The 24,652-nt window shown below is 66.4% G+C and carries 15 protein-coding genes and 2 pseudogenes; 9 read left to right on the top strand and 8 right to left on the bottom strand.

Annotation, left to right across the window (positions count from 1 at the left end; translation table 11 throughout):
• Positions 1-99 precede the first annotated feature (99 nt).
• From mobF to ABH928_RS09785, 4 genes are all read left to right on the top strand, one after another.
• A complete protein-coding gene (gene mobF, locus ABH928_RS09800; RefSeq protein WP_370064287.1) occupies positions 100-5,112 on the top strand; it encodes a MobF family relaxase in 5,013 nt (1,670 codons plus the stop codon).
• 407 nt (positions 5,113-5,519) lie between these two features.
• Entirely contained in the window at positions 5,520-6,401 is an 882-nt protein-coding gene (locus tag ABH928_RS09795; RefSeq protein WP_370064285.1) for a ParB N-terminal domain-containing protein, read from the top strand.
• Positions 6,401-7,243, top strand: a complete 843-nt coding sequence (locus tag ABH928_RS09790) for a DUF6551 family protein (protein ID WP_370064283.1) — start codon at positions 6,401-6,403, stop codon at positions 7,241-7,243. Before ABH928_RS09795 ends, ABH928_RS09790 begins: the two co-directional genes overlap by 1 nt.
• A 174-nt stretch (positions 7,244-7,417) precedes the next feature.
• Entirely contained in the window at positions 7,418-7,639 is a 222-nt protein-coding gene (locus tag ABH928_RS09785) for a hypothetical protein (RefSeq protein ID WP_370064281.1), read from the top strand.
• A 13-nt stretch (positions 7,640-7,652) separates the two neighbouring features.
• On the opposite strand, the gene ABH928_RS09780 is transcribed toward ABH928_RS09785, so the two are convergent.
• A complete protein-coding gene (locus ABH928_RS09780) occupies positions 7,653-8,177 on the bottom strand; it encodes an IS5 family transposase (RefSeq protein ID WP_370064431.1) in 525 nt (174 codons plus the stop codon).
• Between the two features lie 55 nt (positions 8,178-8,232).
• On the opposite strand from ABH928_RS09780, the pseudogene ABH928_RS09775 reads away from it, so the two are divergent.
• Positions 8,233-9,357: pseudogene (locus tag ABH928_RS09775) on the top strand (hypothetical protein); the annotation flags it as partial.
• A gap of 61 nt (positions 9,358-9,418) precedes the next feature.
• Here the strand turns inward: ABH928_RS09775 and ABH928_RS09770 are convergent.
• Positions 9,419-9,541 carry a hypothetical protein gene (locus ABH928_RS09770; RefSeq protein ID WP_370064279.1) on the bottom strand — a complete coding sequence of 41 codons (123 nt, stop codon included), beginning with the start codon at positions 9,539-9,541 and terminating at the stop codon, positions 9,419-9,421.
• A 209-nt stretch (positions 9,542-9,750) separates the two neighbouring features.
• On the opposite strand from ABH928_RS09770, the gene ABH928_RS09765 reads away from it, so the two are divergent.
• The gene (locus tag ABH928_RS09765) at positions 9,751-12,447 is read left to right on the top strand and encodes an AAA family ATPase (RefSeq protein ID WP_370064277.1); all 2,697 of its coding nucleotides are present in this window, start codon (positions 9,751-9,753) and stop codon (positions 12,445-12,447) included.
• Positions 12,441-12,840 (top strand): annotated as a pseudogene (locus ABH928_RS09760) (6-pyruvoyl tetrahydropterin synthase family protein). The gene ABH928_RS09765 and the pseudogene ABH928_RS09760 overlap by 7 nt, the downstream one beginning before the upstream one ends.
• A gap of 686 nt (positions 12,841-13,526) precedes the next feature.
• On the opposite strand, the gene ABH928_RS09755 reads toward ABH928_RS09760, so the two are convergent.
• From ABH928_RS09755 to ABH928_RS09735, 5 genes are all read right to left on the bottom strand, one after another.
• A complete protein-coding gene (locus ABH928_RS09755; protein WP_370064275.1) occupies positions 13,527-14,735 on the bottom strand; it encodes an IS4 family transposase in 1,209 nt (402 codons plus the stop codon).
• A 327-nt stretch (positions 14,736-15,062) separates the two neighbouring features.
• Positions 15,063-16,271: an IS4 family transposase gene (locus ABH928_RS09750; RefSeq protein ID WP_370064275.1), complete on the bottom strand. Its 1,209-nt coding sequence runs from the start codon at positions 16,269-16,271 to the stop codon at positions 15,063-15,065.
• A gap of 140 nt (positions 16,272-16,411) precedes the next feature.
• Positions 16,412-16,900 carry a transposase gene (locus ABH928_RS09745; protein WP_370064273.1) on the bottom strand — a complete coding sequence of 163 codons (489 nt, stop codon included), beginning with the start codon at positions 16,898-16,900 and terminating at the stop codon, positions 16,412-16,414.
• Positions 16,798-17,790: an IS1380 family transposase gene (locus tag ABH928_RS09740; RefSeq protein WP_370064271.1), complete on the bottom strand. Its 993-nt coding sequence runs from the start codon at positions 17,788-17,790 to the stop codon at positions 16,798-16,800. Before ABH928_RS09740 ends, ABH928_RS09745 begins: the two co-directional genes overlap by 103 nt.
• Positions 17,791-17,814: 24 nt before the next feature.
• The gene (locus tag ABH928_RS09735) at positions 17,815-18,579 is read right to left on the bottom strand and encodes a transposase family protein (RefSeq protein ID WP_370064269.1); all 765 of its coding nucleotides are present in this window, start codon (positions 18,577-18,579) and stop codon (positions 17,815-17,817) included.
• Between the two features lie 306 nt (positions 18,580-18,885).
• On the opposite strand from ABH928_RS09735, the gene ABH928_RS09730 reads away from it, so the two are divergent.
• On the top strand, positions 18,886-19,296 hold the full coding sequence (locus tag ABH928_RS09730) for a hypothetical protein (protein ID WP_370064267.1): 411 nt from the start codon (positions 18,886-18,888) through the stop codon (positions 19,294-19,296).
• Positions 19,293-21,893 (top strand): tetratricopeptide repeat protein, encoded by a 2,601-nt coding sequence (locus tag ABH928_RS09725; protein ID WP_370064265.1) that lies wholly within the window; start codon positions 19,293-19,295, stop codon positions 21,891-21,893. Before ABH928_RS09730 ends, ABH928_RS09725 begins: the two co-directional genes overlap by 4 nt.
• Here the strand turns inward: ABH928_RS09725 and ABH928_RS09720 are convergent.
• Positions 21,776-23,131, bottom strand: coding sequence for an ISAs1 family transposase (locus ABH928_RS09720; RefSeq protein ID WP_370064263.1), 1,356 nt, complete (start codon positions 23,129-23,131; stop codon positions 21,776-21,778). The genes ABH928_RS09725 and ABH928_RS09720 overlap by 118 nt on opposite strands.
• Between the last annotated feature and the right edge of the window lie 1,521 nt (positions 23,132-24,652).

Below are 24,652 nucleotides of genomic sequence, written 5' to 3'. Positions count from 1 at the left end.
GCCCCTGATGACACGATCGGGAGCAGTGGAAAAGGCGGCGCGAATAGCGTCGCCCCGTCGCTGTATCGCGAATGTTTCGGGCAGCGGGTGGTCGCGTTGATGACCATCCACAAGCTCACCAGCGGGGCGGGCTACACCTACCTGACACGGCAGGTCGCGGGCGGCGACGTGCAGCGTCAGCGCGGCCAGGCGGCAGCCGACTACTACACCGCCAAGGGCAACCCTCCCGGCGTCTGGATGGGCAGGGGAGCGCCGCTGCTGGACCTGGCCGGGCAGACGGTGACCGAGGACCAGATGAAGCACCTCTACGGCCTTGGGCAGCACCCGAACGCGCAGCGGATCATCGCCGCCTACCTTGCCGAACACGTCACGGCTGGCATGGACGAAGCGCAGCGGACCAAGGTCGCCGCAGCGGCGGTGAAGGCCGCCACGCTCGGTCGCCCGTTCCCGGAGTACAAGGCGCTGGCACCGTTCGAGCAGCGCGTGGGGGAGCGGCTGGAGGTCCTGCGCAAGCAGGCTCGGCGCGAGCCCACCGACGGTGAGTTGAAGAAGATTCAGCGCGACGAGTCGGCCCGGCAGCGCGCGGCGGTCGCGGGCTTCGACGTGGTGTTCGCGCCGGTGAAGTCCGCCGCGTTGCTGTGGGCGTTGGACGAGCGCGAGGAAGTCCGCAGCGCTGTGCGCCAGGCCCACGAGGCCGCACGGGATTCAGCGATGGAGCTGCTGGAGCAGCACGCCGCGTTCACCCGCACCGGCTCGATCGGGCAGGCGCAGATCGAGACGAAGGGCCTGATCGCGGCGGCGTTCGACCACTTCGACTCCCGCGCGGGCGACCCCAATCTGCACACCCACGTCGCGGTCTCGTCGAAGGTGACGGGGGCGGACGGGAAGTGGCGTTCGCTGGACGCCCGCGCCCTATACGCGACCACGGTCGCAGCCTCCGAGCACTACAACACCCGCTTCGAGACCGAGCTCAGCGCGCGGCTCGGCGTCACCTTCGAAGCTCGCCAAACCTTGGGGAAGAAGGCCCCGGTCCGCGAGGTCGCAGGGGTTCCAGCGGAGTTCATCACGCACTTCTCCTCGCGCCGCACCGAGATCGAGGCGCGCTACGAGCAACTGCTCCGCGCCTACCGTGCCGATCACGGGCGCGACCCGTCAAAGGGCACCGCGCACAAACTGGCGCGGCAGGCCAACCTCGATACCCGCGAGAGCAAGAAGGCCGCCCGCTCCGTTCAGGAGATGCGCGCTGACTGGACGCGCAGCCTCACCGAGGCCCACGGCCCACACGCCGTCGGGCAGCTGATGGCGGCCGTGCCGGGCACCGCCCAGCGCCCCCAGTCAGCCGTGAAGAACGACCCGTCGGGGGTCGACTTCGAGGCCCTGGCCGAGCGCGCCGTCGCCACTGTGGCGCAGGAGCGCTCGACCTGGACCGTGTGGAACGTGCGTGCCGAGGCGGAGCGCCTGGTCCGCGAACTTGGCCCTGCCGACAGGCAGCAGCACGACGCCTTCACCGAGGCGATCATCACCGCGGCCGTCTCTGCGAAGCACAGCGTCCAGGTCACCGCCCCGGCCCTGATCACCGAACCGGCGGAGCTTCAGCGCTCGGATGGCAGCTCGGTGTTCGAGCAGCACGCCGCGATCCGCTACACCTCCCAAGCCGTCCTCGACACCGAGCAGCGCATCGTGGATGCGGCCAAGACCGTGACCGCGGTCGGACTGTCTGGCCCCTTCACCGCCGCGGCGATCGACGGCTTCGAGAGCCGCCACCGCACCCTGGACGCCGGGCAGCGCGCCCTGGTCCAGGGCTTCGCCACCGACCCGCGCATGGTCGTCCTGGGGCTTGGCCCGGGCGGCTCGGGGAAGACCACCGCGATGCAGGCGTACGTCCATACCGCTGCCCAGGCCGGGCAGCGCGTCGTCCCGCTGGCGACCTCCGCGGCTGCCGCTGCCGTCCTGGCCAAGGACCTGAAACGGCCCGCGGAGAACCTGCACAAGTCCCTGTGGGAGTACACCACCGGCCCCGCCGCGACGGCGCTCCAGAGCGGCGCTCTGGTGCCGCGCAGCCGCGCGTCTTTCGCTCTGCGTCCGGGGGACGTGGTGTTGCTGGACGAGGCTGGGATGGCGGGCACCGCGAACATCGACCAGCTGGTGAAGTTCGCCGCCGCGCGGGGCGCGGTCGTGCGCCTGCTGGGCGACTACCGCCAGCTGTCCTCCGTCGAATCGGGCGGCATCCTGCGCCGGCTCCACCACGAGGTCGGCGCCTACGAGTTGACCGAACTGCACCGCTTCGCGGACAAGGACGAGGCCGCCGCCACCCTCCAACTCCGTGTCGGTGACAGCGCGGGCCTGGACTTCTACCAGCAGCACGGGCGGATCGTCGGCGGGTCGCGCCTGGCGATGCTCGATGCCGCCTACGCCGGGTGGAAGGCCGACATGCTGGCGGGCAAGACCACCTTGATCAGCACCGCCACCAACGCGGATGTCACAGCCCTGTCCGCTCGCGCCCGCGAAGACCGCGTCGCCGCCGGACAGGTCGAGCAGGATGGCGTGCTGCTGGAGGACGGCAACTGCGCGGGCCGCGGGGACTGGATCGTCACCCGCGACAACAGCCGGACGATCACCACCAACCGGGGCCGTGACTGGGTGAAGAACGGCGACGCCTGGGAGGTCTTGGCGCGGCGGGCCGACGGTTCGCTGAAGGTCCGCCACATGGGCCACCGGGGACGGGTGACGCTGCCCGCCGACTACGTCGCCGCCAGCGTGCAACTGCTGTACGCGTCCACGGTCATGCGCTCCCAGGGCGGCACCGTGGACACCGCCCACCCCCTGGTGACCGAAGACATGACGCGCGAACAGCTGTACGTGCAGATGTCCCGCGCCCGCGAGAAGACGACCGCCTACACCGTCACCCACGAGCTGCTCGCGTTCGACACCGATGAGCAGTTGGATGCGACCCGGCACGACCCCGACACCTACGCCGCCCGCGAGGTACTGGAGCGCGTGCTGGCCCGCGAAGGCGCCGACCGCACCGCAGCCGAAGCCATCGCCGAGAGCCAGGAGGAGGCCGTCTCGCTGTCCACCCTGGTCCCGCGCTACGACCACGCCACCGACACCCTCACCCGCCACCATTACACCCAGCTCACCACAGCGATTTTGGGCCCGGACCTCGGCCAGACCATCACCGCGGACCCCGCCTTCAGTGCGGTCACCCGGGCACTTCGCGCTGCCCAAGGCCAGGGCTGGCAGGCCGAGCAACTGCTTGCCGCAGCCGCCCGCCAAGGCGACCTGAACTTGGCCGACTCGCCGGCCCAGCTGCTGGCCTGGCGCATCAACCAGCACACCGAAGACCACCAGCCCGCCGCCCACCTGCATCGGCCCACCACGGCCGACGCCACCCGCTACGCCCAACTCCTGGGCCTCGACTCTGTCGTCTTGAGCGCGGAGACGGCAGTGACGACGCCCGCTGCGCTGCGCACCGTCGCCGTCTCCGGCACGACGTCCGCAGGCCACCCATACGTCCCGGCACAGGACTTGGACCGGTACGCCGATGCTGTCGCACAGCTCACCGGAACCACCGCGACCGAAGTCACCGGACACCGCGACTGGCCACAACTCGCCGCCGTCCTCGCCGCAGCCCACCGAGCCGGACACGCCACCATCACCCTGCTGGACGCCGCCCACCCGAACACCGCCAACGGCGACAACCCGGTCCACGACCTCACCACCCAGGCCCGTCAACTCCTCGTCCAACAAAGCGTCCCCGCTGCCGAGCACCGCATCCCAGCCGCCCTGCGCCACCAGGCCGCCGCCCACCACGCCCTGGGCGACCACCTCGCTGAACAGACACGTCACGAGGCCGCCTGGCCCGCCCTGACCGCGGCCCTTCGCCGCGCCGAGACCGCCGGACACAGTCCCGACCAACTGCTGCGCCAGGTCGCCGACGCCCGCACGCTTAACGGCGCGGACAGCATTAGCCAGCTCCTGGCCTGGCGCATCAACAGCCACCTGGCCAACGCCCCGGCACCTGGCATCGATCAGCGCGCTACGGACCGTCACAGCGAGCAGTGGCGCACCCTTGCTTGGACCCTCAAGGCCCTTGAGAACAACGGCATGGACCTCACCCACGCCCTCACCAACACCGTGGGGGAGCACCAGCTTGAGCGACTGCTCCAGCAGGCCCGCACGCTCCACAACGCAACCGGCCGGGTGCGCCAGGACCTGCCCGCCTGGGTGACCGCGCCGCAGCCGAACACAGCCATGGACCCGGCACACCGCACCTACCTCGACGACCGCGCCCAGCTCATCTCCGACCGGATGACCGCCCTCGCCGAGCGCATCACCACCGACCGACCCGACTGGAGCCGGAACCTGGGCGAGCCCCCCACGGACCCGTCCGTCCACGTCACCTGGACCCGGCACCTGGCCACCATCGCCGCCTACCGTGACCAGTACCAGGTCACCGACAACAATCCCGCCCAACCCGCTGGCCCCTACATCGAACAAGGCCGCACCGGACACGCCGCCTACTGGACAGCCGCCGCATCAGCCCTCGCCGCCCAACAGTTGACGCGCGCCAGCGCTGCGTCGGGAGACGTGACGCTGACCCCTGAAGGTGCCACTCGCGCCACCTTCGCGGCCGACGTCTTCCAGACCCTTACGCCCGAGCAGCAGCAGGCCGTCATCAACGACATCGCCACCCGCACCGGCGCAACGTGGCTCCGGCACACCCCGGTCACCGACGACACGGCGCTGCGCCATGCCACCATCGCCGACCCGCTCACCACCGTGATGATCGAGTGCGGCCACCTCACCCCAGAGAGCCACCCGGCCGCCTCCGACACCCCGACATCAACCGATACTGAACCTCCCCAGGCGACCCAGCCAACTCTTGCCGAGCGCCGCCGAGCAGGCCGCGCCGCCGAACGCGCAGCCCACCGTGAGCAGGTACAAGCTGGCAACGGCCCGTCGACCCGCGGCACGAGACCGATGCGCCAGGTACCTCAGCAGCCGCCAGCGGCGGCGCGAACCGACCAGCGACCGCAGCAGTCCCAGCAACCCACCGTCCAGCAGCCTCCGATCCAGCGCCCAAACGAGCAAGGACCGCGGATCCGGTAGACAACCGACACCTTGGGAGTGAGAGCTGTTTGTTGCCGGCTAACCAGGCAGACCCAAAAGTCGAGCTGGCCGACGACCAACTGCGTCGGTACGCCGACCGGTTCGTTCGGCCCACCGGCGGGCCTGGCAGGCCGGGGACTGAACGTGCATCCCATGTGAGCAACTGAGCCGACGGCCGGGCAGAGAACAAGATCACGGCCAACGACGGGGGCTTACAAAGAAGCGCAAACGGGACGGGGATGGCGATACGTTTTTCCCGGCTTCGACAACCCTTCAAAGACATGCCTCAATTGCCCCATTAGTCATATCGCTTTCAGTCCATTCGTGGACGCACCTTGCATCTATCCTGGCGGTCGATCTAGCCTTCGCTACAGCACTCAGAGGATCGGCCGGTCAGGAAAGTAGCATTGAAGTATAGACGCATCAGACTGGATGAAATCCAGGTCGGGACTCCCATTAGGATCGACGTCGGCAACATTGTCGAGCTTGCAGAATCGATCAAGAAGAACGGCCTCAGGGAGCCACTGCTCCTAAACCCGCTCAACTTGATGATCATTAGCGGCTACAGGAGGTATGCGGCGTGCCGCCTAAAGGCCTCTGGTCTCACGGTAATGGCAGCGCTCCCCGACGACGTCACGGATGCGTGCAATGAGGTCAAGCAGCATCTTGACGCCCCGGATCGACAGTATTCACTCCCGCTTAATGCTCGCGAGCGAATCAATCTTGGGATCCTGCTAAATCAGCTTCCGAAGCCGTCGGAAGCGATCGGCAATTTCACCCATGACTCGGTCACAGGCCCAGCAATCGGCCTGACATCGGCAATTCTATGGCGCGTGAGATCAACTCTGGGAAGGGCAAGAGAATGGGAGCCTACCCCGGATGTCGACGCCCTCCTGGCAAGAAGAATAGTGCGTCTAATGCTGGAGGCGATCGATCACCCAGTTGAGGGCGTGAGCGCCAGCCAAGCCGTGAAAATCCTGCACGGGATGTGGAAGAGAGGGGAGTGTCCCCACTTGCTCTCAGAGGTGATCAAGCCGCGGCCGGAACGGCTCTCCAGCAACACTCCGACCAGGTCGAGGCAGGTATCCGTCGGCCTGGCTGGCATCCCCCGACGAGCCAGCGCCGTGGAATTCAGGCGCGGGGTAGACGCAATTTCCGGGGCGTGCGCCGGGTTGGCGAGCCTAGGAGCCACTGAGATCCCCAGGGAAGACGCTGATTACCTGAGCCGGGAGATCAAAACCGACATGCAGTTCCTTCGTCAATTTCTAAAGAAGCTTCAGGAGGCGTGATGACTACACGGCTGCTCACATCCAGCATCGAAATGATTCCCCCTAATGGAGTCACGACTGACTCGCGGGTCAATACGCGGCCCGTTGATCGCGCTTGGGTCCAAAGGAAGCTCCGGGAAGGATTCGACGAGAAGCGAATCGGAGTGCCCACAGTTTCTATGCGAGAAGATGGCTCGTTCGTCTGGCTGGACGGGCAGAATCGCGGAGAGCTCTGCAAGGCCGCGGGGCGTGGCGACGAGGCCATCAGCATGAAGGTATTTCGCGGATTGTCCCTTGCCGAGGAGGCCGAGCTCTTTCTTGGCTTGAATGACAATCGCAAGGTTGCGCCCATCTACAAGTTCATTGCTGAGGTCACCGCCCGGCGTCCTGAAGCAGTAGAGATCACTCGAATTGCCTCTGAGTTCAACTGGTCGGTTTCCGACAATGGCAGCACGAACAATATCGCTGCGGTAGCCGCGCTTAGCTCGATCTATCGCTCTACTAATCCACCTGGAACGACCCTCCGCGTGACCCTCTCTATCGTGACCCAGGCGTGGGGGCACTCGCAGGAGTCCGTCACTGCCCCTATTCTGCTGGGGCTCGCGTCCGTGTTGAATGACAGCCCTAACCTGAGCACGGTCTCGATGGTCAAAAAGCTCGCCAGCTATGACGGCGGGCCCGCAAGTCTCCTGGGCAAGGGACGAGGATTCCGATCAGCGACCGGTTGCACCGTAACTCAGGGGGTGGATCAGGTGATCAGGGCGACTTACAACAACGGCCGACGATCGGGTCGACTGAACACGTGGGGCCCGCCGGCAGCTCGGACCGCAACCCCACAGGAGCAGATGACCGTGCGCTTCTGAAGCTGAGCGCCCCGGTGCAGCCACCATGTGGCCACCGGCGCGAGGACAAGGGGGGCCGAAGAGGACTAGGCACTGTCCTGGCGATCACGGGCTGGACTGGGATCTGCAGTCGCGATCGCCAGGGTCCCCACCGCCGACTCTGGCCAGACAGGGGCGGGTCTTACGATCTGGCCCATGACGAGCACTCCGGAGTCCTGGACCATTCGCCATTTCTCCCAGGCCAATCCCGCCGGTCCGGGCTGTGACAGCGTGCCGACGCTCTTGCGGAGGATGGCCGATTCGATCGAAGCGTTGGGTCCTGTCGAGGTTCAGGATGTCGTCATCGAGTCGGAGATGACGCAGCATGGACCTTGGCGGTCGGGGACGGTCTACTTCCACCTGCCCGAAGACAACTGAGCCCGGCCAGCGCTCACGAGCGGAGCCAGACGACGAGGGCTGCTGTGGTGACTGTGCCGAGGAAGATGTAGGCACGCTTGTCGTACCTGGTCGCGACGGCGCGGAAGTTCTTCACCTTGTTGATGGCCCGCTCGACGGTGTTGCGTTTCTTGTACCGCTCTGTGTCGAAGCCGGGCGGCCGACCCCCGGCGCTCCCGCGCCGGACACGGTTGGCCGCCTGGTCCGACTTCTCCGCGATCACGTGCCGGATCCCGCGTCCGCGCAGGTAGGCACGGGTTGGGCGGTTGCTGTAGCCCTTGTCGGCGCTGTCCGGCTTCGTGCGCGGCCGTCCGGTGGCCAGACGCGGCACGCGGATTCGCCGCATCACCTCCTCGAACTGGGTGCAGTCGGCGCTTTGCCCAGGTGTGATGACCAGCGACAGGATGCGGCAGTGGCCGTCGGCGCTCAGGTGGAGCTTGGTGGTGAAGCCGCCGCGCGAGCGGCCGAGTGCTTCACCTCCCGCACCACCTCCGCCAGCCGGGCGACCAGGTTCGCCCAGATCCGAGCGGTTCTGACCGCCTGCGCGGAGCCCCCTTTGACACGACGTCGGCCACGGCGTCTTCAACGCTCACGCCCAGCGCATCCGCGAACAACTCCTGCGCCTGAACCAACAGATCACCGGCCACCGGCTGCTGCGTGGCGGCGTGCTCCCTGGCGGCGCACGCCTGCTCGCCCTGCCGACACCCGCCGAGATGCGGGCGATCGGCGAGGACATCGGCGACCTGGTCCAACTTGCCCTCGGCCACCCCGTCGTCAAGGACCGCTTCACCGGCACCGCCGCGCTACCAGCCGAGGCTGCCCGCGATCTGGGCTGTCTCGGCTACGTCGCACGAGCCAGTGGTCTGGCCCTCGACGCCCGCATTATGCACCCCGCCCTCGACCTCGGCCCCGCCCTCCACGTCCCGACGACGGAGACCGGGGATGTGCTGGCCCGATTCCAGATCCGGGCGAAGGAGATCGACATCTCCCTCTACCTGATCGACCAGCTGACCCGCCGTCTGGAACCGGGCAGCTTCACCGTTCCGCTCGCCGAGGAGGGACCCGGGCACGGCAGTGGACTGGTCGAGGGCTGGCGCGGCACCATCGCGACCCGGATCGAACTCGCTCCGGACAGCACTCTGACGCGGGTGAAGCCCGTCGACCCGTCGTTCTTCAACTGGCCCGCCCTGCCCGTCGCGCTGGCCGACACGATCGTCCCCGACTTCCCGCTGACCAACAAAAGCTTCAACCTGTCCTACGCGGGCAACGACCTGTGCCCCCCGCCCTGCGCGCATGCGACACCCGCGCGCCGCGACGCGCCCGCGTGCTACCAGGCCAAACCGGGCACCAGCCGCACCGTCCCACTGCATATCCGGGGTATGGACCGGCGTCCAGAAGACGCACCATGCAGACGAGGATGCTTGCCAACGCGCGGGCAGGGGGTGCGCGTGAGAGCGTGGCGGCCGCGTTGGCGGCGTCGGCACGCCCACCGGCCCGCTGCCATCCGACCACCAAGGGCTGACGTTTCCCGGAGCACCGTTGACGATGAGATCGCTTTCGCCGCCCGATTGCTGCCCGACGCCCGGGAACGAGGCCATCACAACGAAGCCGAGCGTCTACGCCAGTGCATCGACCAATTGCTCGACAGGCGCTCGGCCGGGGACACTCTTGACCCCTCCGACGGCCCGGAGCAGTGCTAGAGGTCAGGCCGGACTCGACTCGCCCCAACCCGTGCCATAGCCAAGTTCGAGCAGTCCCGGTTCAGCCCCAGGACGAGAAGAACCCCGCCCCGCTGCGGGACATCAGCCGCCGGGGCAGGTGGTACTGACTGGTCAGATTGATCAGAACGTCCTCGACCGTACCGGTCTGCCCCAGCATCTGCATAGGGGCACAGATCTCCTGCGATCTCTCCGGCTGAGAGCGTCAGTGTTCGGTGTCGTCCTCGACTCCGACGCCCCGTTCGACCATCCCCTCACGGTCGGAACGACAACCGTCACAAGAGCATTGTGGCCAAGAGGGTCACTTCTCTTGGCTATCGTGGCCGTGTGTGTGGCTGTCATGTCCAGTAGTAGCTGCGAGCTAACGGGGAACGCATGCAGACAGGGTTCGTTGACCGGGTCGATGAGATGGCGCATCTTGAGCGCCTCCTGGGTGGTACTGATGGGGCTGCCCGCTGCGTGATCATTGAGGGTGAGACGGGCATCGGTAAGAGCGCTCTGATCTCGGAGTTCGCGCGTCGGACGACGCAGCGGGCGGTGGCTCCGGTGGCGTGTCGGGTGGCACAGACCCGCTGCTATGCGCAGATCGGTCAGAGCCTCAGCTTCTATCCGGTCGCCGATCTATTGCACCAACTGGTCGGCAGCGGCCAACCCCAACCCTTGCCTTGGTGGCGGCGAGCCTTGCGCCAGGCCGGCCCCAGCGCGGTCGCGTCGGCGCCGCAGGTCCTGTCGGCGGTCGTGCCCGGGCTGGGAGCGGTCTGGACCGCGGGCCGGGAGATCGTGCAGGCCGCGGTGACGACGGGCTCGGTGCCGTTGGACAGCGTGATGCCGATCCAGCTTGGTGCGGCGCTGCGAGTCGCGGAGGCGATCTTGGACCTCGGGCGAGCCGCTGAGCCCGTGGTGCTCGTCGTCGACGACCTGCAGAACGTCGACCCCAGCAGCCTGATGGTCCTCGATCGCCTGGTACGTAGCTTGGAGGACAGCCAGATGTCGGTCGTCGTCACCTACGCCCCGGCGGGTGCCGCAGTGGACCCCGTGGCCGAGCTTCTCGACGAGTGGGTCAAGGACCGTGTAGCTGTGCGCCGTTCCCTGTCGGGATTGCCAGCAGACGCGGTCGCGGAGCTGGTGCGGTGGCGACACCCGGACGCACCCGCCGACCTCCCCTCGCGCCTCCAGGAACTGACACTCGGGCATCCCATGTTCTTGTCCTTGTGTCTGGACGATTGGCACTCGGACAACGGCGATACCTGGAAGCCATCGGAGAGCCTGAGGAAGACCGTCGAGAAGCGCCTGTCCGCGCTGGCAGGGCCGGACCGGGAGCTGCTGCTGGCCGCGGCCGTTCAGGGCCCGGTGTTCGTCTCCCGGGTGGTCGCCGAGGCCTGCGATCAGCCACACGAGCCGGTCCTGGAACGGCTGCGCTGGATCGGGACGGAGCTCGGCCTGATCCGGCCGGAGGAGACGCCGCCCGCGTGGGCGGAGGGAGAGCAGGCCGACTGCTACCGCTTCGAGCACCGCCTGGTCTGCCAGGCCCTCTACGACCTGCAGACGGGGCAGCAGAAGCGGACCAGGCACTCCCGGGTTGCCCATGCGCTTGAGGTCGCCCTGCCTGGACAGGAGCCAAGCGCCCGGCACCTGGAAGTCGCATACCACCTCGCACGCGGCGGCCCCGAGGATCGCGCTGCGGCAACGGACGCGTACACCGGCCTGGCCCGGACCGCTGCGCTGGAAGGACTCTCCTTCGTCGAGGCCGAGGAGCACTGCAGCCGAGCCATCGAGCTGGCGCGAGCCTTGCCAGAGGGCGACTTCAGCCGCGACCGGAAGCTCATCGCCGCGATCGAGCTGCTGCTGTCCCTGACCGAAGTCCGCTGGCGCGGCAACCACCAGCCCGCCGGCGGACCGGACATCGACGCCCTGGCCGCCGAGGCGGAACAGGCCGCGCAGCGGTGTGGGGATCCCGCCTTGCTTGCCCGTACTGCCCTGCTCCGTGGTAAGACGCTGATGGCCACACGGGGGCTGGTGCCGTCCCTGAACAAGCTCCGTGAGGCCGTCGAGCGGGCCGAGGCCGCTGGCGAGTCCGTGGCGGTTTATGTCGCCAAGGTCGAGTACGGGCGGCAGCTGTCGAAAAGGGATCTGGGCGCCGGACTCGCCCTGCTGCGCGAGGTCGAGCACATGTATGCCACCGATCCCGCTCTGGGCTCCGGGAACGACCCGGTCCTCCAGCACGCTCGGAATCTCGCCCAGATGCAGCTGGCGATCAGCCTGTACGACACCGGCCACCTCTCAGAGGCACTGGGGCGCTTGGAGGCCTGCGCGAGCCGACTTCGCGAGACGGCCCCCAGCACCGAGCTGCCCATAGCGCTCAACTACCTCGCTCAGGTCCACACGACGATGGGAGCCCCCGAGAAGGCACGCCTGGCGCTCGCAGAGGCCCGCGAGATCGAGGAACGCCGCGGCGGTCCCAGCGGATGGCACGCTTACAACACCGCTCTGCTCGCGCAACTGCTTTCCGCGGAACTGGAAGAGCGCGCAGAGGGCCTGGAGCTGATCGAGGCCGCCTGGCGGGAGACCGAGGAGACCTGGCTGCTCAACCTCGTCCCCATCGTCCGGAATCTGTACGCGCAGACGTTGCTCGACCAGGCGCCTCAGGCGGTGCCCCGTGAAGCGGATGAACTGTTGGCGCAGTCGGAGAAGCTCGCTCAGGACACTTGCGTGGAGACGCGGCAGACCGGGATGGTCCGCAGTGAGATCGCCGCCCGGATTCTGCTTAGCCGAGTCCATCGGGAGCGGGGGCAGCTGGGGGAGGCCGTCGCGCATGCGGACGGTGCGCTGGATCTGCTGGACAGTGTCGGGGACATGCCTGCCCTGCGTACGGAGGAGGTTTTCTACTACGCCGCCGTCGCCCACGGTGCCGCGGGGAACCTTGAGCGGGCACAGGGGCTGATCGACCGGGCGCGCACCGAGGTCCTTCGCAAGGCCGACGGCGTCGACGGCGACCAGGCACGCGAGACTTTCCTCCACACGTCACTTAACGACGCCATCCTGAAGGGCATTGGTATCCAGCCGTCATGCTGACCATCACTAAGGAGTTCGCCTTCTCGGCGAGCCATGTCCTGGACCGCCTGCCGACCTGGCATCCCTGCGCGCGCATGCACGGACACAACTACATCCTCAAGCTCGAACTGGCCGCGCCCGAGGAGGCACTCGACGACGTCGGATTTGTCCGCGATTATCGAGACCTCGATGCGTTCAAGAAATGGATGGACGACACCCTCGACCACCGGCACCTGAATGAAGCGATGGGGGGGGGTGTGTTCCCCGTCAGCTGAGAACTTGGCATTGTGGATCTTCAAGCTCTGGGCTGAACGCCTTCCTGAATTGAAGGCAGTCCACGTGTCCGAGACCCCGAAGACCTGGGCGGTCTACCGCCCAGATAGCCGCTGCCCGAGCTGCGGCAATCACGCGTGAAAGCTCTCCGGCGGCGATGACGTGTGGACCCCGGCCCGAAGGCTCCGGCCGCCCGCACCGGCGACTGGCACTTACCAACCGAGCCGTCGTCTCCCAGATCTGCGCCCACTCGCGCCGGTTTCTGAGCCGACCTGCGTGACCAACACACCCCGAACACCTGAGGCGGCCCTCGCCATCCCCGGCGTCCCGAAAGCGGGGCAAGCTTTCAGCGGATTGACCCAGCTCTCGTGCCTCGGCCTTTCCGGCGCCTGCCCAAAGGCATTGAGGCTTCTGTGGTACCCACACTCGCTGCTGAGTCCCTGTGGGGGTGGACTCCGGTCGCTTTGCGATGGTGCCCGCGTCGATCGGGGCCGCGTGATCAGGATCGACGCCGTGGAGTGCACTCTTGAGCTGGCGAACGGTGGTTCGGCTAGCGACCTCTAGCCTCAATACCAGTGACTTAAGAGTCCCATGTGCGTGGCACCTTGGTCGGTGGGTTGATCGGGGCGGTTTTGTAGTGCGGGGCGATGGCCACGGCTTCGGCGGGTTGTCGGGTTGGTTGTGGCCAGAGCCGGTGCTCGGCTCGCTTGACGGCGAAGTTGGACATCTTGCGTTTGACGACCCGGGCGTTGGAGCGTCGGCGCCGCCGGGGCAGCAGGTGGCGGGCTATCTCGCGGAGACCTTCGGCAATGGCTGTGGCCAGGCGATCAGGGGGAAAAGGCCGCCTGCGCGGTCACCTGTCGGCGCACGAGGCGGAGGGAGCGGGTGAAGGACAGCCGGTCCGGGTCGGAGCCGAGGTCCTGCGCGGCGGTATGCATGAGCTGGCGAATCGCGTGGTGGACCAGGAGGTGGGCCCAGACCTCCTGCTCGACGCCGTCGGGCGAGCGGGACCGCAGGACGGTGGCGGGGCCGCGCTGGTGGGTCTTCAGCTCGTCCAGCGTTGTCTCGATCTCCCAGCGCTCTTGATACAGGGCCGCCAGTTCCGATGCGGGTGCCTCCTCGTGGTCGAGGATCGTGGTGATCAGCCGGTACGGTGCCGGATACTGCGGGCGGCCGGGGTCATCCAGGGTGTACTCGATGACCCGCACCACGGTGGGATCGGTGCGCTTGCGGTGGTCGCGAGCGGCCACGATGTCCGACAGGTACGACCCGTCGGGGAGTTCCTCGCGCACGGGCAGGACGGCGGTGGCTTTGATGCGCCACAGCAGGTCGGCGCCGCCGGCCGAGGCGGCCCGCCACTGGTCCAGGCCGGCGAAGCCCCGGTCGGCCATCAGCAGGTCACCCGGGCCGACAGCGTCGAACAGCTCCCGCGCGAGCACGGACTCCGCCGTGATGAACGGCCCCAGGGCCGCGCGGGTGATGGCGTGGGTGCCGCACTCGGCGAGTGCCACCACCCGCACCTGGGGGAAGGCGGTCCGCTCGCCCCGGTGGGTCTTCGGACGGCCAAACCGCGCGTCGTTCTCCTCGCTGTCCGGCACATCGAACGTGGTCCCGTCGACCGCCATGAGACGCCAACGTCCGTACCATGCACCAGCGGTAGACTCGTTTGCCATGGGCTTGGCAGTCTGCTCGAACAGCGCCTTCAGCGGCTCCGGCCCGAGCTTGACCCGCGCCCGGGAGATCGCCGCGGTCGTCGGTACCTGCCACGACCCCGACCAGCGCCTGGCCCACGCGAGGCCCTCGGTCAGCAGCCTCGCGACCTCTTCATAGCCCTGTCCGGAGAACAGGCACATCGCCAGGACGAAGTAGACCACCACTCGTGGCGGCAGCAGCCGGTTGCGCTTCCCGGACTTCCCGCACGACTCCACGATCCGGTCCACCACATCCGGCGGGAACGTACGCGTCAGCAGCCCGATCGCGATCCGATCCGACAACCGCTCATCCGTCTCCGGCTTGACCTGCCCAGGCCGTGGCATCCCAGCACCTCCTGGACAGGCACCTTACCAGTCGGGATCCTTAAGTCACTGGTATTGCCTCTAGCCTCAATACCAGTGACTTAAGAGTCCCATGTGCGTGGCACCTTGGTCGGTGGGTTGATCGGGGCGGTTTTGTAGTGCGGGGCGATGGCCACGGCTTCGGCGGGTTGTCGGGTTGGTTGTGGCCAGAGCCGGTGCTCGGCTCGCTTGACGGCGAAGTTGGACATCTTGCGTTTGACGACCCGGGCGTTGGAGCGTCGGCGCCGCCGGGGCAGCAGGTGGCGGGCTATCTCGCGGAGACCTTCGGCAATGGCTGTGGCCAGGCGATCAGGGGGAAAAGGCCGCCTGCGCGGTCACCTGTCGGCGCACGAGGCGGAGGGAGCGGGTGAAGGACAGCCGGTCCGGGTCGGAGCCGAGGTCCTGCGCGGCGGTATGCATGAGCTGGCGAATCGCGTGGTGGACCAGGAGGTGGGCCCAGACCTCCTGCTCGACGCCGTCGGGCGAGCGGGACCGCAGGACGGTGGCGGGGCCGCGCTGGTGGGTCTTCAGCTCGTCCAGCGTTGTCTCGATCTCCCAGCGCTCTTGATACAGGGCCGCCAGTTCCGATGCGGGTGCCTCCTCGTGGTCGAGGATCGTGGTGATCAGCCGGTACGGTGCCGGATACTGCGGGCGGCCGGGGTCATCCAGGGTGTACTCGATGACCCGCACCACGGTGGGATCGGTGCGCTTGCGGTGGTCGCGAGCGGCCACGATGTCCGACAGGTACGACCCGTCGGGGAGTTCCTCGCGCACGGGCAGGACGGCGGTGGCTTTGATGCGCCACAGCAGGTCGGCGCCGCCGGCCGAGGCGGCCCGCCACTGGTCCAGGCCGGCGAAGCCCCGGTCGGCCATCAGCAGGTCACCCGGGCCGACAGCGTCGAACAGCTCCCGCGCGAGCACGGACTCCGCCGTGATGAACGGCCCCAGGGCCGCGCGGGTGATGGCGTGGGTGCCGCACTCGGCGAGTGCCACCACCCGCACCTGGGGGAAGGCGGTCCGCTCGCCCCGGTGGGTCTTCGGACGGCCAAACCGCGCGTCGTTCTCCTCGCTGTCCGGCACATCGAACGTGGTCCCGTCGACCGCCATGAGACGCCAACGTCCGTACCATGCACCAGCGGTAGACTCGTTTGCCATGGGCTTGGCAGTCTGCTCGAACAGCGCCTTCAGCGGCTCCGGCCCGAGCTTGACCCGCGCCCGGGAGATCGCCGCGGTCGTCGGTACCTGCCACGACCCCGACCAGCGCCTGGCCCACGCGAGGCCCTCGGTCAGCAGCCTCGCGACCTCTTCATAGCCCTGTCCGGAGAACAGGCACATCGCCAGGACGAAGTAGACCACCACTCGTGGCGGCAGCAGCCGGTTGCGCTTCCCGGACTTCCCGCACGACTCCACGATCCGGTCCACCACATCCGGCGGGAACGTACGCGTCAGCAGCCCGATCGCGATCCGATCCGACAACCGCTCATCCGTCTCCGGCTTGACCTGCCCAGGCCGTGGCATCCCAGCACCTCCTGGACAGGCACCTTACCAGTCGGGATCCTTAAGTCACTGGTATTGCCTCTAGCCTCGATCTTTCGTGACGGTCTGCCGGTTCTCCTGGCAGGCCGTTTTGGCTCGTCGGGACTTGGTGTCGTTGCTGGTCAGCCGAGGTTCGGCAGGTTCTGGAGGCGTTCGAATGCGGCGGTGATGACCGGAGCCCAGGGCCGGTGGCGGGACAGTCGGAGCCAGAGTCGGCGGCCGGAGGCGACGAGCCGGGCCGCGGGGGAAAACAGTCGCAGCCGCAATCGCTTGGGTTCCCACCTGCGGGCTTCGCCGGTGAGCGCGAGCATCGGCATCCAGGCGAGCAGGTCCAGGGCGAGCTGGACGATCTCCAGCCAGACCTGGTTCTGGGCGGTGTCGTGCAGGGGCAGGTTCCGCAGGCCGGTGTCGCGGGCCGCACGGATCCGGTCCTCTGCCCGCGCCCGCTGGCGGTGCCGCAGCTCCAGGGTCGCGATCGCGGTCCCGGTCGTGCTCGTCGCGAAGCAGGTCAGCCGCATCCCGTCAGCGTCGGTGAAGCGCAACTGCGCCGGGGTGGGGCCGTTCCTTGCGGACGACCAGCCGCATGCGCGGCGGCCAGCCCTTGAGGACATCGCCTGCCAGTTCGGCGACCCACGCGCCGTCGCGCACCTGGCCGTCCGTCCGGTTCGACGGCCGGCGTCCAGGCCGAGTCCGGAACCAGGAGAACGGCCTGATGGACGGCGTCAGTGATGGCCATCCCGACCGAGTAGGACAGCCACCGCCCGCGCCGGGTGAGCCAGTTCAGGAACTTGTGGGTGCCCCCAGCGGAGTCGGTGCGGATCAGCGTCCGCCGTCCGCGCCGGAACTGCTTGGGGAGTTGGGCCAGCGCTTGGCGGGTGACGGTGATGTGGTCGGCAGCGGTGTTGCTGCCCGCGTTCCCGGGCCGCAGCAGGCCCGCGACCGGCTCACCCGAGCCGCCTGGGCCGTGGTCGACGAACGCGACCAGCGGGTGGTGACCGAAGGTCTTCTTCCATGTCGCGGCGGCGTCCTCTTTCTCGGAGTGGGCCAGAACCAGCACGCCGTCGATGTCCACGATCACCTCGCCACCGGAGTCCGGGGCGGCCTGACCGGCCAATTTCCACACCCGTGCTCGGACTTCGGACCGTGCCCGGCGGATGGCCCCGAGCGCGCGGGGACCGGCTGCGGCGAGGGCGTCGACCAGCCGGGACACCGTCGGGTCGGACGCCACCGGGCCGAACACGTCGGGCTCGGCCCGCAGCATGCCGATGTCGGACAGGCAGTCGCCGCCGAGCGCGACGGCCAGGGCAAGGTCTAGCAGGACCTTGCCGGGATCGTGCACCGCCCGCGGCATATGCCACGGTTCCAGGGCGGTCGACAACGCGCCGTCCAGCCCGGTCCGGCTGGCGGTCTCCACCAACAGCACCCCGCCGGCCTGCGAGACCGTCTCCTCACCGTCGCCCCGGACGCGGACACGCGGATACAACCCGCTACGCTTGCTCACCTGGAGAGTGAGCCTTTTTCAACCTCATGCTGACGCGTTGAGGTGGAGGGTGAGAACGGCTTTGACGACGTCGGTGATGCGGCTCGGGCTGCAGCGGAGCTTGCGCAGGAGCCGCCAGCCCTTGAGGGTGGCCATAGCCTGCTCGCCCACCGCGCGGATCTTCGCATGCGAGAGGTTCGCGGCCTTCTGGCCTGCGGAGAGCTTGGTCCATCGGCCCCGGTACGGGACGCGGATGGTGCCGCGGGCTCCCTGGTAGCCCTTGTCGGCCCAGCAGCGGATGCCGGCAGCGGTGAGGGCGTCGATGATGCCGTGGGTGCGGGCGGCCTTGATGTCGTAGACCGCACCGGGAAGGGCTGGCGAAGCCCACAGCGGCCGGCCGAACGGGTCGGTGAGGACCTGCACGTTCATGCCGTGCCTCTTGTGCTTGCCTGAATAGTAGGGGCGGTCGGCGGCGACGCAGTCGATGGGCAGCAGGGTGCCGTCCAGGATGACGAACGCCTTGGAGGTGGCTGGCTCGACGGCCTGTTCCAGGGTTGGGGCCAGGGCGGCGAGGACGTCGACGGCCTCACGGACGTAGCGGTAGGCGGTGGCGACGCCGACTCCGAAAGCGGCGGCCAGGCGCTGGTAGGTGTCGCCGCAGCGCAGATGAGCGAGGGCGAGCAGGGCCTGCCGGCCCGGCGACAGCCGTCGCCAGCGCGTCTTCAACTGGTGCCGTCGCTGGGCCAGGTGGCGGGACAGCAGCCGCAGGGCCGAACTGGACAGGTCGATCGCGGACCGGTAGACAGGCACGACGAAGCTCCTGGTGGACAACGGGTGATCTTGGTCGTGAAACCCGTCTACCAGGAGCTTCACTGCTTCGTACAGCCGCGCACGTCCAACCCGCGTCGCCTACAGCCAGGTTGGAAAAGGCTCCGTGCTTCTTTCCTTGCAGCTGACAGGACCCTCGACAAGTCCCATCGTTGCAGGTCAGCAGCACTCTCCATTTATTTGATCAAGACTCGGACAGGCCCACTCGTGAAAGCGCGAGGCTAGAAGGCCCTATCCGTGTGCTGCCGCGTAGTAGGCTGATAGAACGTCAACTGCCCTGGGGGGGACATGAATGAGCTGGAAGTGCTTCAGGTTGCAACGCCCGCAGCGCAGGCTCTGCTCACCACCATGCTGACAGATGGATGGAGCGCAGTGAAAGCGCGTTTCGCCAAGAGCTTGTCGCGTAACTCCGCGGAGGAAGACAGTACTGCCACCTATTTGGAGTATTGTCGGACTCTAATTGTGGCCTCGGAGTCGAGCGACGTGGCGGAACGTACCCGCGCTGAACTCATAGAGCGCCTGAGGCTTGCGTTGATGGCGAACCCTGCTGCAATGCAGGAAGTGACGAAAATCGTGGACGGCATTGAGGGGCAAGCGCGGCGGGCAGAGCAGCGGACAGTAAAACAGTCCGCTACGGCCAAAGGAAATTCTGTCGTGTTCCAGCAGGGGTTTGGAACGCAGACATATGAGGCCAAATGACCTCGCAGTACGATCCGAACGACGGTTCATCCGATTCGACCCGGCAGTGGTCGAGCGTCCATGATCATGGGACGTCGTTTAACCAGAAGTACGGGTTGCAAATCTACTACTCCCCTCGCGAGCCCGGGTCGGTCGCGAGCCTTGAAGCGACTGCCAGGCGTGAAGCGCTCACAGATCTCCCTTTGGTGCGAGACTGTCACGACGCTATCGAATTTGGGGTGCACCCGGCCGCCCTTGCAGGGGGAAATAGGGTGCCCGCCTATGTCAGGCGGGATATCGATGAGGACCTTGAAACGCTGCTGCGCCCCGGCCGGTTCGTCCTACTGATCGGGGACTCTACGGCCGGAAAGAGTCGCTGCGCTTACGAAATCCTTCAAGCGCAGTATGCCGATTTTCTAATTCACTCCCCGGAAAATGGAGAAGAATTCTCTGAGGGTGTACTTGCTCTCGCGGATCAACGAAAAGTCATCTGGTTGGATGACCTGGAACGATTTCTAACTCCTCCAATTCTTCCCAGCAAGATGCTCGATGAAGCTCTTCGACAGAAATCAGTAATCTTGGGAACGATTCGCGCCGAGCAACTGAATCTGATATCTCCTCGGTATGCAACAGGCCCGAATGCCCCGAATGCCCAGTTGCTGCGAAATGCTCGCGCCGTTATCTCTCGCGCGCACACAATTCACGTTGAGCGACGGTGGAGCAGCGAAGAGATCTCGCGAGCATCTCGGATAAGTGACCCACGAATCCACGATGCACTGCACCATTCGGACGAGGTTGGGGTTGCTGAGTATCTAACGGCCGGGCCGCAGCTCTATATTGACTGGAAGAGTGCTTGGGCCCCGGGGGTGAATCCTCGCGGCGCTGCGCTCGTAGCAGCGGCGGTCGATTTCAAGCGCATTGGTGTAACAAGTCCTATATCACGTGCCATTCTCGAAGAGGCACACTCAGATTACCTTCAGGCCCGGGGCGGTGCGCGCTTGCGCCCTGAGCCGATTGAGGAAGCCCTCCACTGGGCGCTGCAACCACTCCATGCCACTAGCAGCTTGCTGACGCCATCAGAGGACGGCGACTCCTTCGAAGCCTTCGACTACCTGGTGGATGTCATGATGAGGGACACCGCCGCGCCGAAACCGCCAGGTTCTCTTTGGGAGATTGCCCTTAATCGCTTTTCGCCTGAGGTTGTGCACACAGTGGGGCACAGGGCAGAAGAGATGAAGGAACCCCTTGTCGCCAAGAAAATCTATCACGTGATTGCGGCAGCGGGAGTTGATCACGGCTCTTTCCACTTGGGCTTGCTCGCAGTTCAGCAAGGCAATCTGGAAGAGGCGGAGCGTTGGTATAGGACGGCGATTTCGCAGGGAAACAGGGACGCGCGAAACAATTTGGCAGCCACCCTGCTGCGTAGTGATGAAAATAGCACTGAGGCTTTGGAGCTTCTTAAGTCTGCAGCTGCGGACGATGACTTTTATGCCATTGATAACTTGGGTGATCTATATATTCGCCGCAAAAACTGGGAAGCCGCCGAGGAACTCTATGCTCGAGCGGTCGAGAAGCATGGGGCCGAGGCTAAGAAGCTAATGGGCGCGTTGCTGATCGCTCAAGAGCGGTGGGATGAGGCGTGGCGATGGCTTGATGATGCTGCGCTATCGGGAAGCAAGGAGGCATACTTCTATCTTGGAATATGGCATGAGCAGAATGGGGGCGTTGAAGCTGCCATCGAGTCCTACGAGATCGCCGTAGCAGCTGGCTTCTTGAGAGGCATTAACAATCTCGGGGTAGCACTGGCTAAGGCGAACCGCCGCAGCGAAGCTGAGGGCGTATTCCGTCGAGCTATCGGCGGAAGCGATTCCATGAGCGTGGCTCCGACCAAGAATCTTGCCGTTATGCTGATGAGGGATGGGCGGCATAGTGAAGCGGAACAGCTGCTAGTCACGCACCTTGAGCAGCATCCCCACAGTGACGCTGAAGTTCTACTCGGAGATCTTCTTGTTGAACAGAATCGGATAAAGGAAGCACTGCCACTGCTAAGCGCTGCAGCAGAGCGTAATTCCTCCATGGCTTACCTTGGGCTTGCAAGGCTATATAGGACCCAAGGAGAGCCGCGAAAAGCAATTCCTTGGATAGGAAAGGCTCTCGCTGTGCGGGGCTCAGAGGAAGTGACGTCCGCCCAGGTGGCATGTGAGATGGGACTGCTTCAAGAAAACCTGGGAGAGCCCTTGCGGGCGGCATTCTGGTATAAACGAGCAATTGCCGACGGAAGCGTGAAAGCAGAGGTTTGCCTCGGTTACCTGTGCGAGCGCACCAATCGGACCCGGCAGGCCATTAAGCTTTATAAGCACGCCATGGAAGCTGGAGATAACCACGCGCTCTATCATTTGGGGCAGTACTACTTGGGGCGGGGGCAGTTAAAATCCGCAATCGACTTTCTCGGGCGTGCGCAGAAGGCTGGCGAAGATGTCGTCATGATGCTGGCGTACGCCTACCAGGCCAGTGGGCGGCCTAAAGAGGCGATGTTGTTGGTGGAGGACGCTGCAAAGTCAGGCCATAAAGCAGCAGCAGATTTTCTTAAAACCCACACGGTTGCGGAAAAGGTTTGATGCCCCGTAGTCCCTAACCAGGGCGGAGTCGTTCCGAGGATCTGTCCGGTTTGATCATGTGATGCCGAAGGTGGCGAGCGGGCGTGGTGGCGGATCGCGGCGGCGATGTTGTCGTGACCCACGCGTCGGAGTGCGCCGATGGCGAGGTTGCGCAGGCTGGCCATCGCCCGGGGTGCAGTGCCGGTGCGCACGCGGGAGGCGTCCTCGGCGAAGGTGGTGTCGCGCACATGGTGGATCTTGTTCTCGATGCCCCAGTGGCCGCGGACCCATGAGGCGAGATCTGCCGGGGCTGCCTGGTGCGGTCGGAGGCTGGTCACACCGTAGACTCGTTCGAGGATGACCTTGCCGGTGGTGACGGTCCGGCGGCGACGCACGACCTGGACGGCCTGGGCGGCGTGGGGGAAGTCGAGGCCGCGTGCGACGGAGCAGGTCTTGATGCGGCGGATCTCATCGCGGCCGTGCGCGGTGGCACGGGTCCTCCCCTGCAATGGCACCTCCCGCCACGGCAGCCGCTTCAGCTCCTGCTGGAGGGTGGGGTGGTTCCCCTTGATCACGGCGATGTAGTGGGCGTGCTTGTCCTCGACCAGGAACCGGGCATGCTCGGTCTGCGAGTGCAGCGCGTCGAAGGTGACCACCGTGCCTGCGAGGTCGAGCGGCGCGAGCAGGGGCTTGAAGACGGTGATTTCGTTGGTCTTCCGGCCGACTTCGCGCTGGGCGACGACCTGGCCGCCCGCGGTCATGGCCGCGAGGAGGTGGACCTGGGTGCCGTCTGGTCGGCGGGCGCCTCGGACGGTCTTGCCGTCGACAGCCAGCGCACGCAGAGGTTGCCCGTCCGCAGCGTGTGTCGGTTCCGGCTTTCGGTCGGCGAGCCAGGTCCCGATCGCAGCGTCGAGGGCGTCGCCGTCGACGCGCCGCAGGAGGCGGCGCACTGTGGCCCCGGCCGGGGCGACCGGCCCGGTCGGCTCGCGCAGGGGCCCGCCAAGTGAGGTGAGCACGGCCGGCGGTGCGTCGGAGACCCACTCCGTGATCGCTGTCAGGGACTTCGCGCCGGCGAGAACGGCACATGCGGCCAATGCCAGGACGAAGGCCAGGGGATGGCGACGGCCAGCAGCCCGGCGCGGATCGGGTACGGCCGCCAGACGCTGGAGCAGGCCCGGATGCTCGCCGGGAGCGGGCGGTGACGCGGTGGTGAGCTGGCTCAGGCCAGTCGGGATGAGCGATGATGATCTGGCAGGCACGGTCTTCCGTTGCGGTGATCAGGGACTCGACACCTCATGATCACCCGGAAGCCGTGCCTGCTTCCGTTCGTTCCGTCCCGCGAACACACCAGCCATGCCAGCCATCTGAACCAGCATCAACCCGGACAGATCCTCGGAACGACTCCACCCTGCCGAGTCGATCAGTGCCTGAAGCTCTTCGAGCTCCCCCTCTCGGCCACGCAGATCGCAACGGGACAGCGATCCGCCCGACCCCGCCACTGGTGCACCCTTCCTGTCCTTACTCGCCAGCCGAACTCGGGCTCAGCCCACTGTGAGTGGAGAGCGTTCCTCCAGCGCCGTACCTTCGCCGGAGAGCGGCGCCTTGGCAGGTGTGTTCATTATCCAAGGAGCAGCAGCTCACAGGGGCCATGGGGCGAGTGACCCCAGCCACACCCTCCTTCCCGTCAGGTCCGATGTCAGTAACTGACGGTGACGCACTTGAGCCCTCTTGCTCACGCACCAACGTGGACCGCTGGCGGCATGACTTCGGAGAGGGGCTCTCGTGGTCAGGCCTGCAAAACTGCGAGAGCAGCGGGGGCAATGAGTTGTCCCTGGCTTCCCCTGCGCTTGCGGTCCGGGTCTGTTGGTCGCACGGGTTGCCAAGGCGACGGGCTGCTGCCCGAAGAATTTCTGATCCGGGCGGCGCCCGCCTCAATGGAAGCCACAAGTCTGTGGGCGGTCACCTGGGGGCCCGCCACCTGGGCTTATCGCTCTCTGTGACATGTGCGCCCGCGTCCTGCCGAACAGTTGATCGCGATGCGAGTGGCTGCGCACCCTTCTGACGTTGCATCAGTGTTGCATGAGAGGGTGAGAAAGGACGGAAAATGATAAGTATCATCGAGAAACATTCTTGCTGGTCAGGGCGGTGACCTGGGCCAAAAGCCCAGGTCACCGAACCCCACCTCCAAAACCACCCAGATCTACGAGGGCACCAACCAGGTCCAGCGCATCGTCATGGCCCGCAACCTGCCGTAGGGTCAAAAACCAAGTCTGATAAGCATGTTGAGCGATACTGCGGGCTCCTCTCCGGTCTGGAGAGGAGCCCGTCCCGCGTAGATGTCCGCCATCTACGAGGGCATGGCGAGGCAACTTCCGACTGCTTCGGCCTGATCCTGGCTGTTGTTACAGGTCAGCGGCTTGCGGTCGTCCGGTCGTCCAGCTCCGCTCCGATGTTCTACGGGGCCTGTGAGTACAGCTGTTGCGCATATGTCGCGTCAGAAGACGCGCCAGGCCTATCGAACCTCTGACGAGGGCTGCTGATGCCGCGTAAACTGGTGGCCTGCCGAGAGCCACACCATGCACGGAGAGTGAACGCCGACTGGTTCGGATCTGCCCCGGCTCCGGGGAATCAGCATGGGCCGCTGACGCCCTGGGACACCGTCGGATTCTCCTGTCGTCCCAGGGGGCAGGCACGCATCCGGGTCCCAAGCTCCGATGCCTGATACAAAACCCGGGGCGCTCAGATGGCGTCGTGTTGGTTCTGACGCTGTACTGCGTTCT

Origin of the sequence: Streptacidiphilus sp. MAP5-3, assembly GCF_041262505.1 — a bacterium.
Taxonomy (GTDB): Bacteria; Actinomycetota; Actinomycetes; order Streptomycetales; family Streptomycetaceae; genus Streptacidiphilus.
Note: the sequence above shows the minus strand (reverse complement) of the source record. Positions and strands in the feature narration are given on the sequence as shown.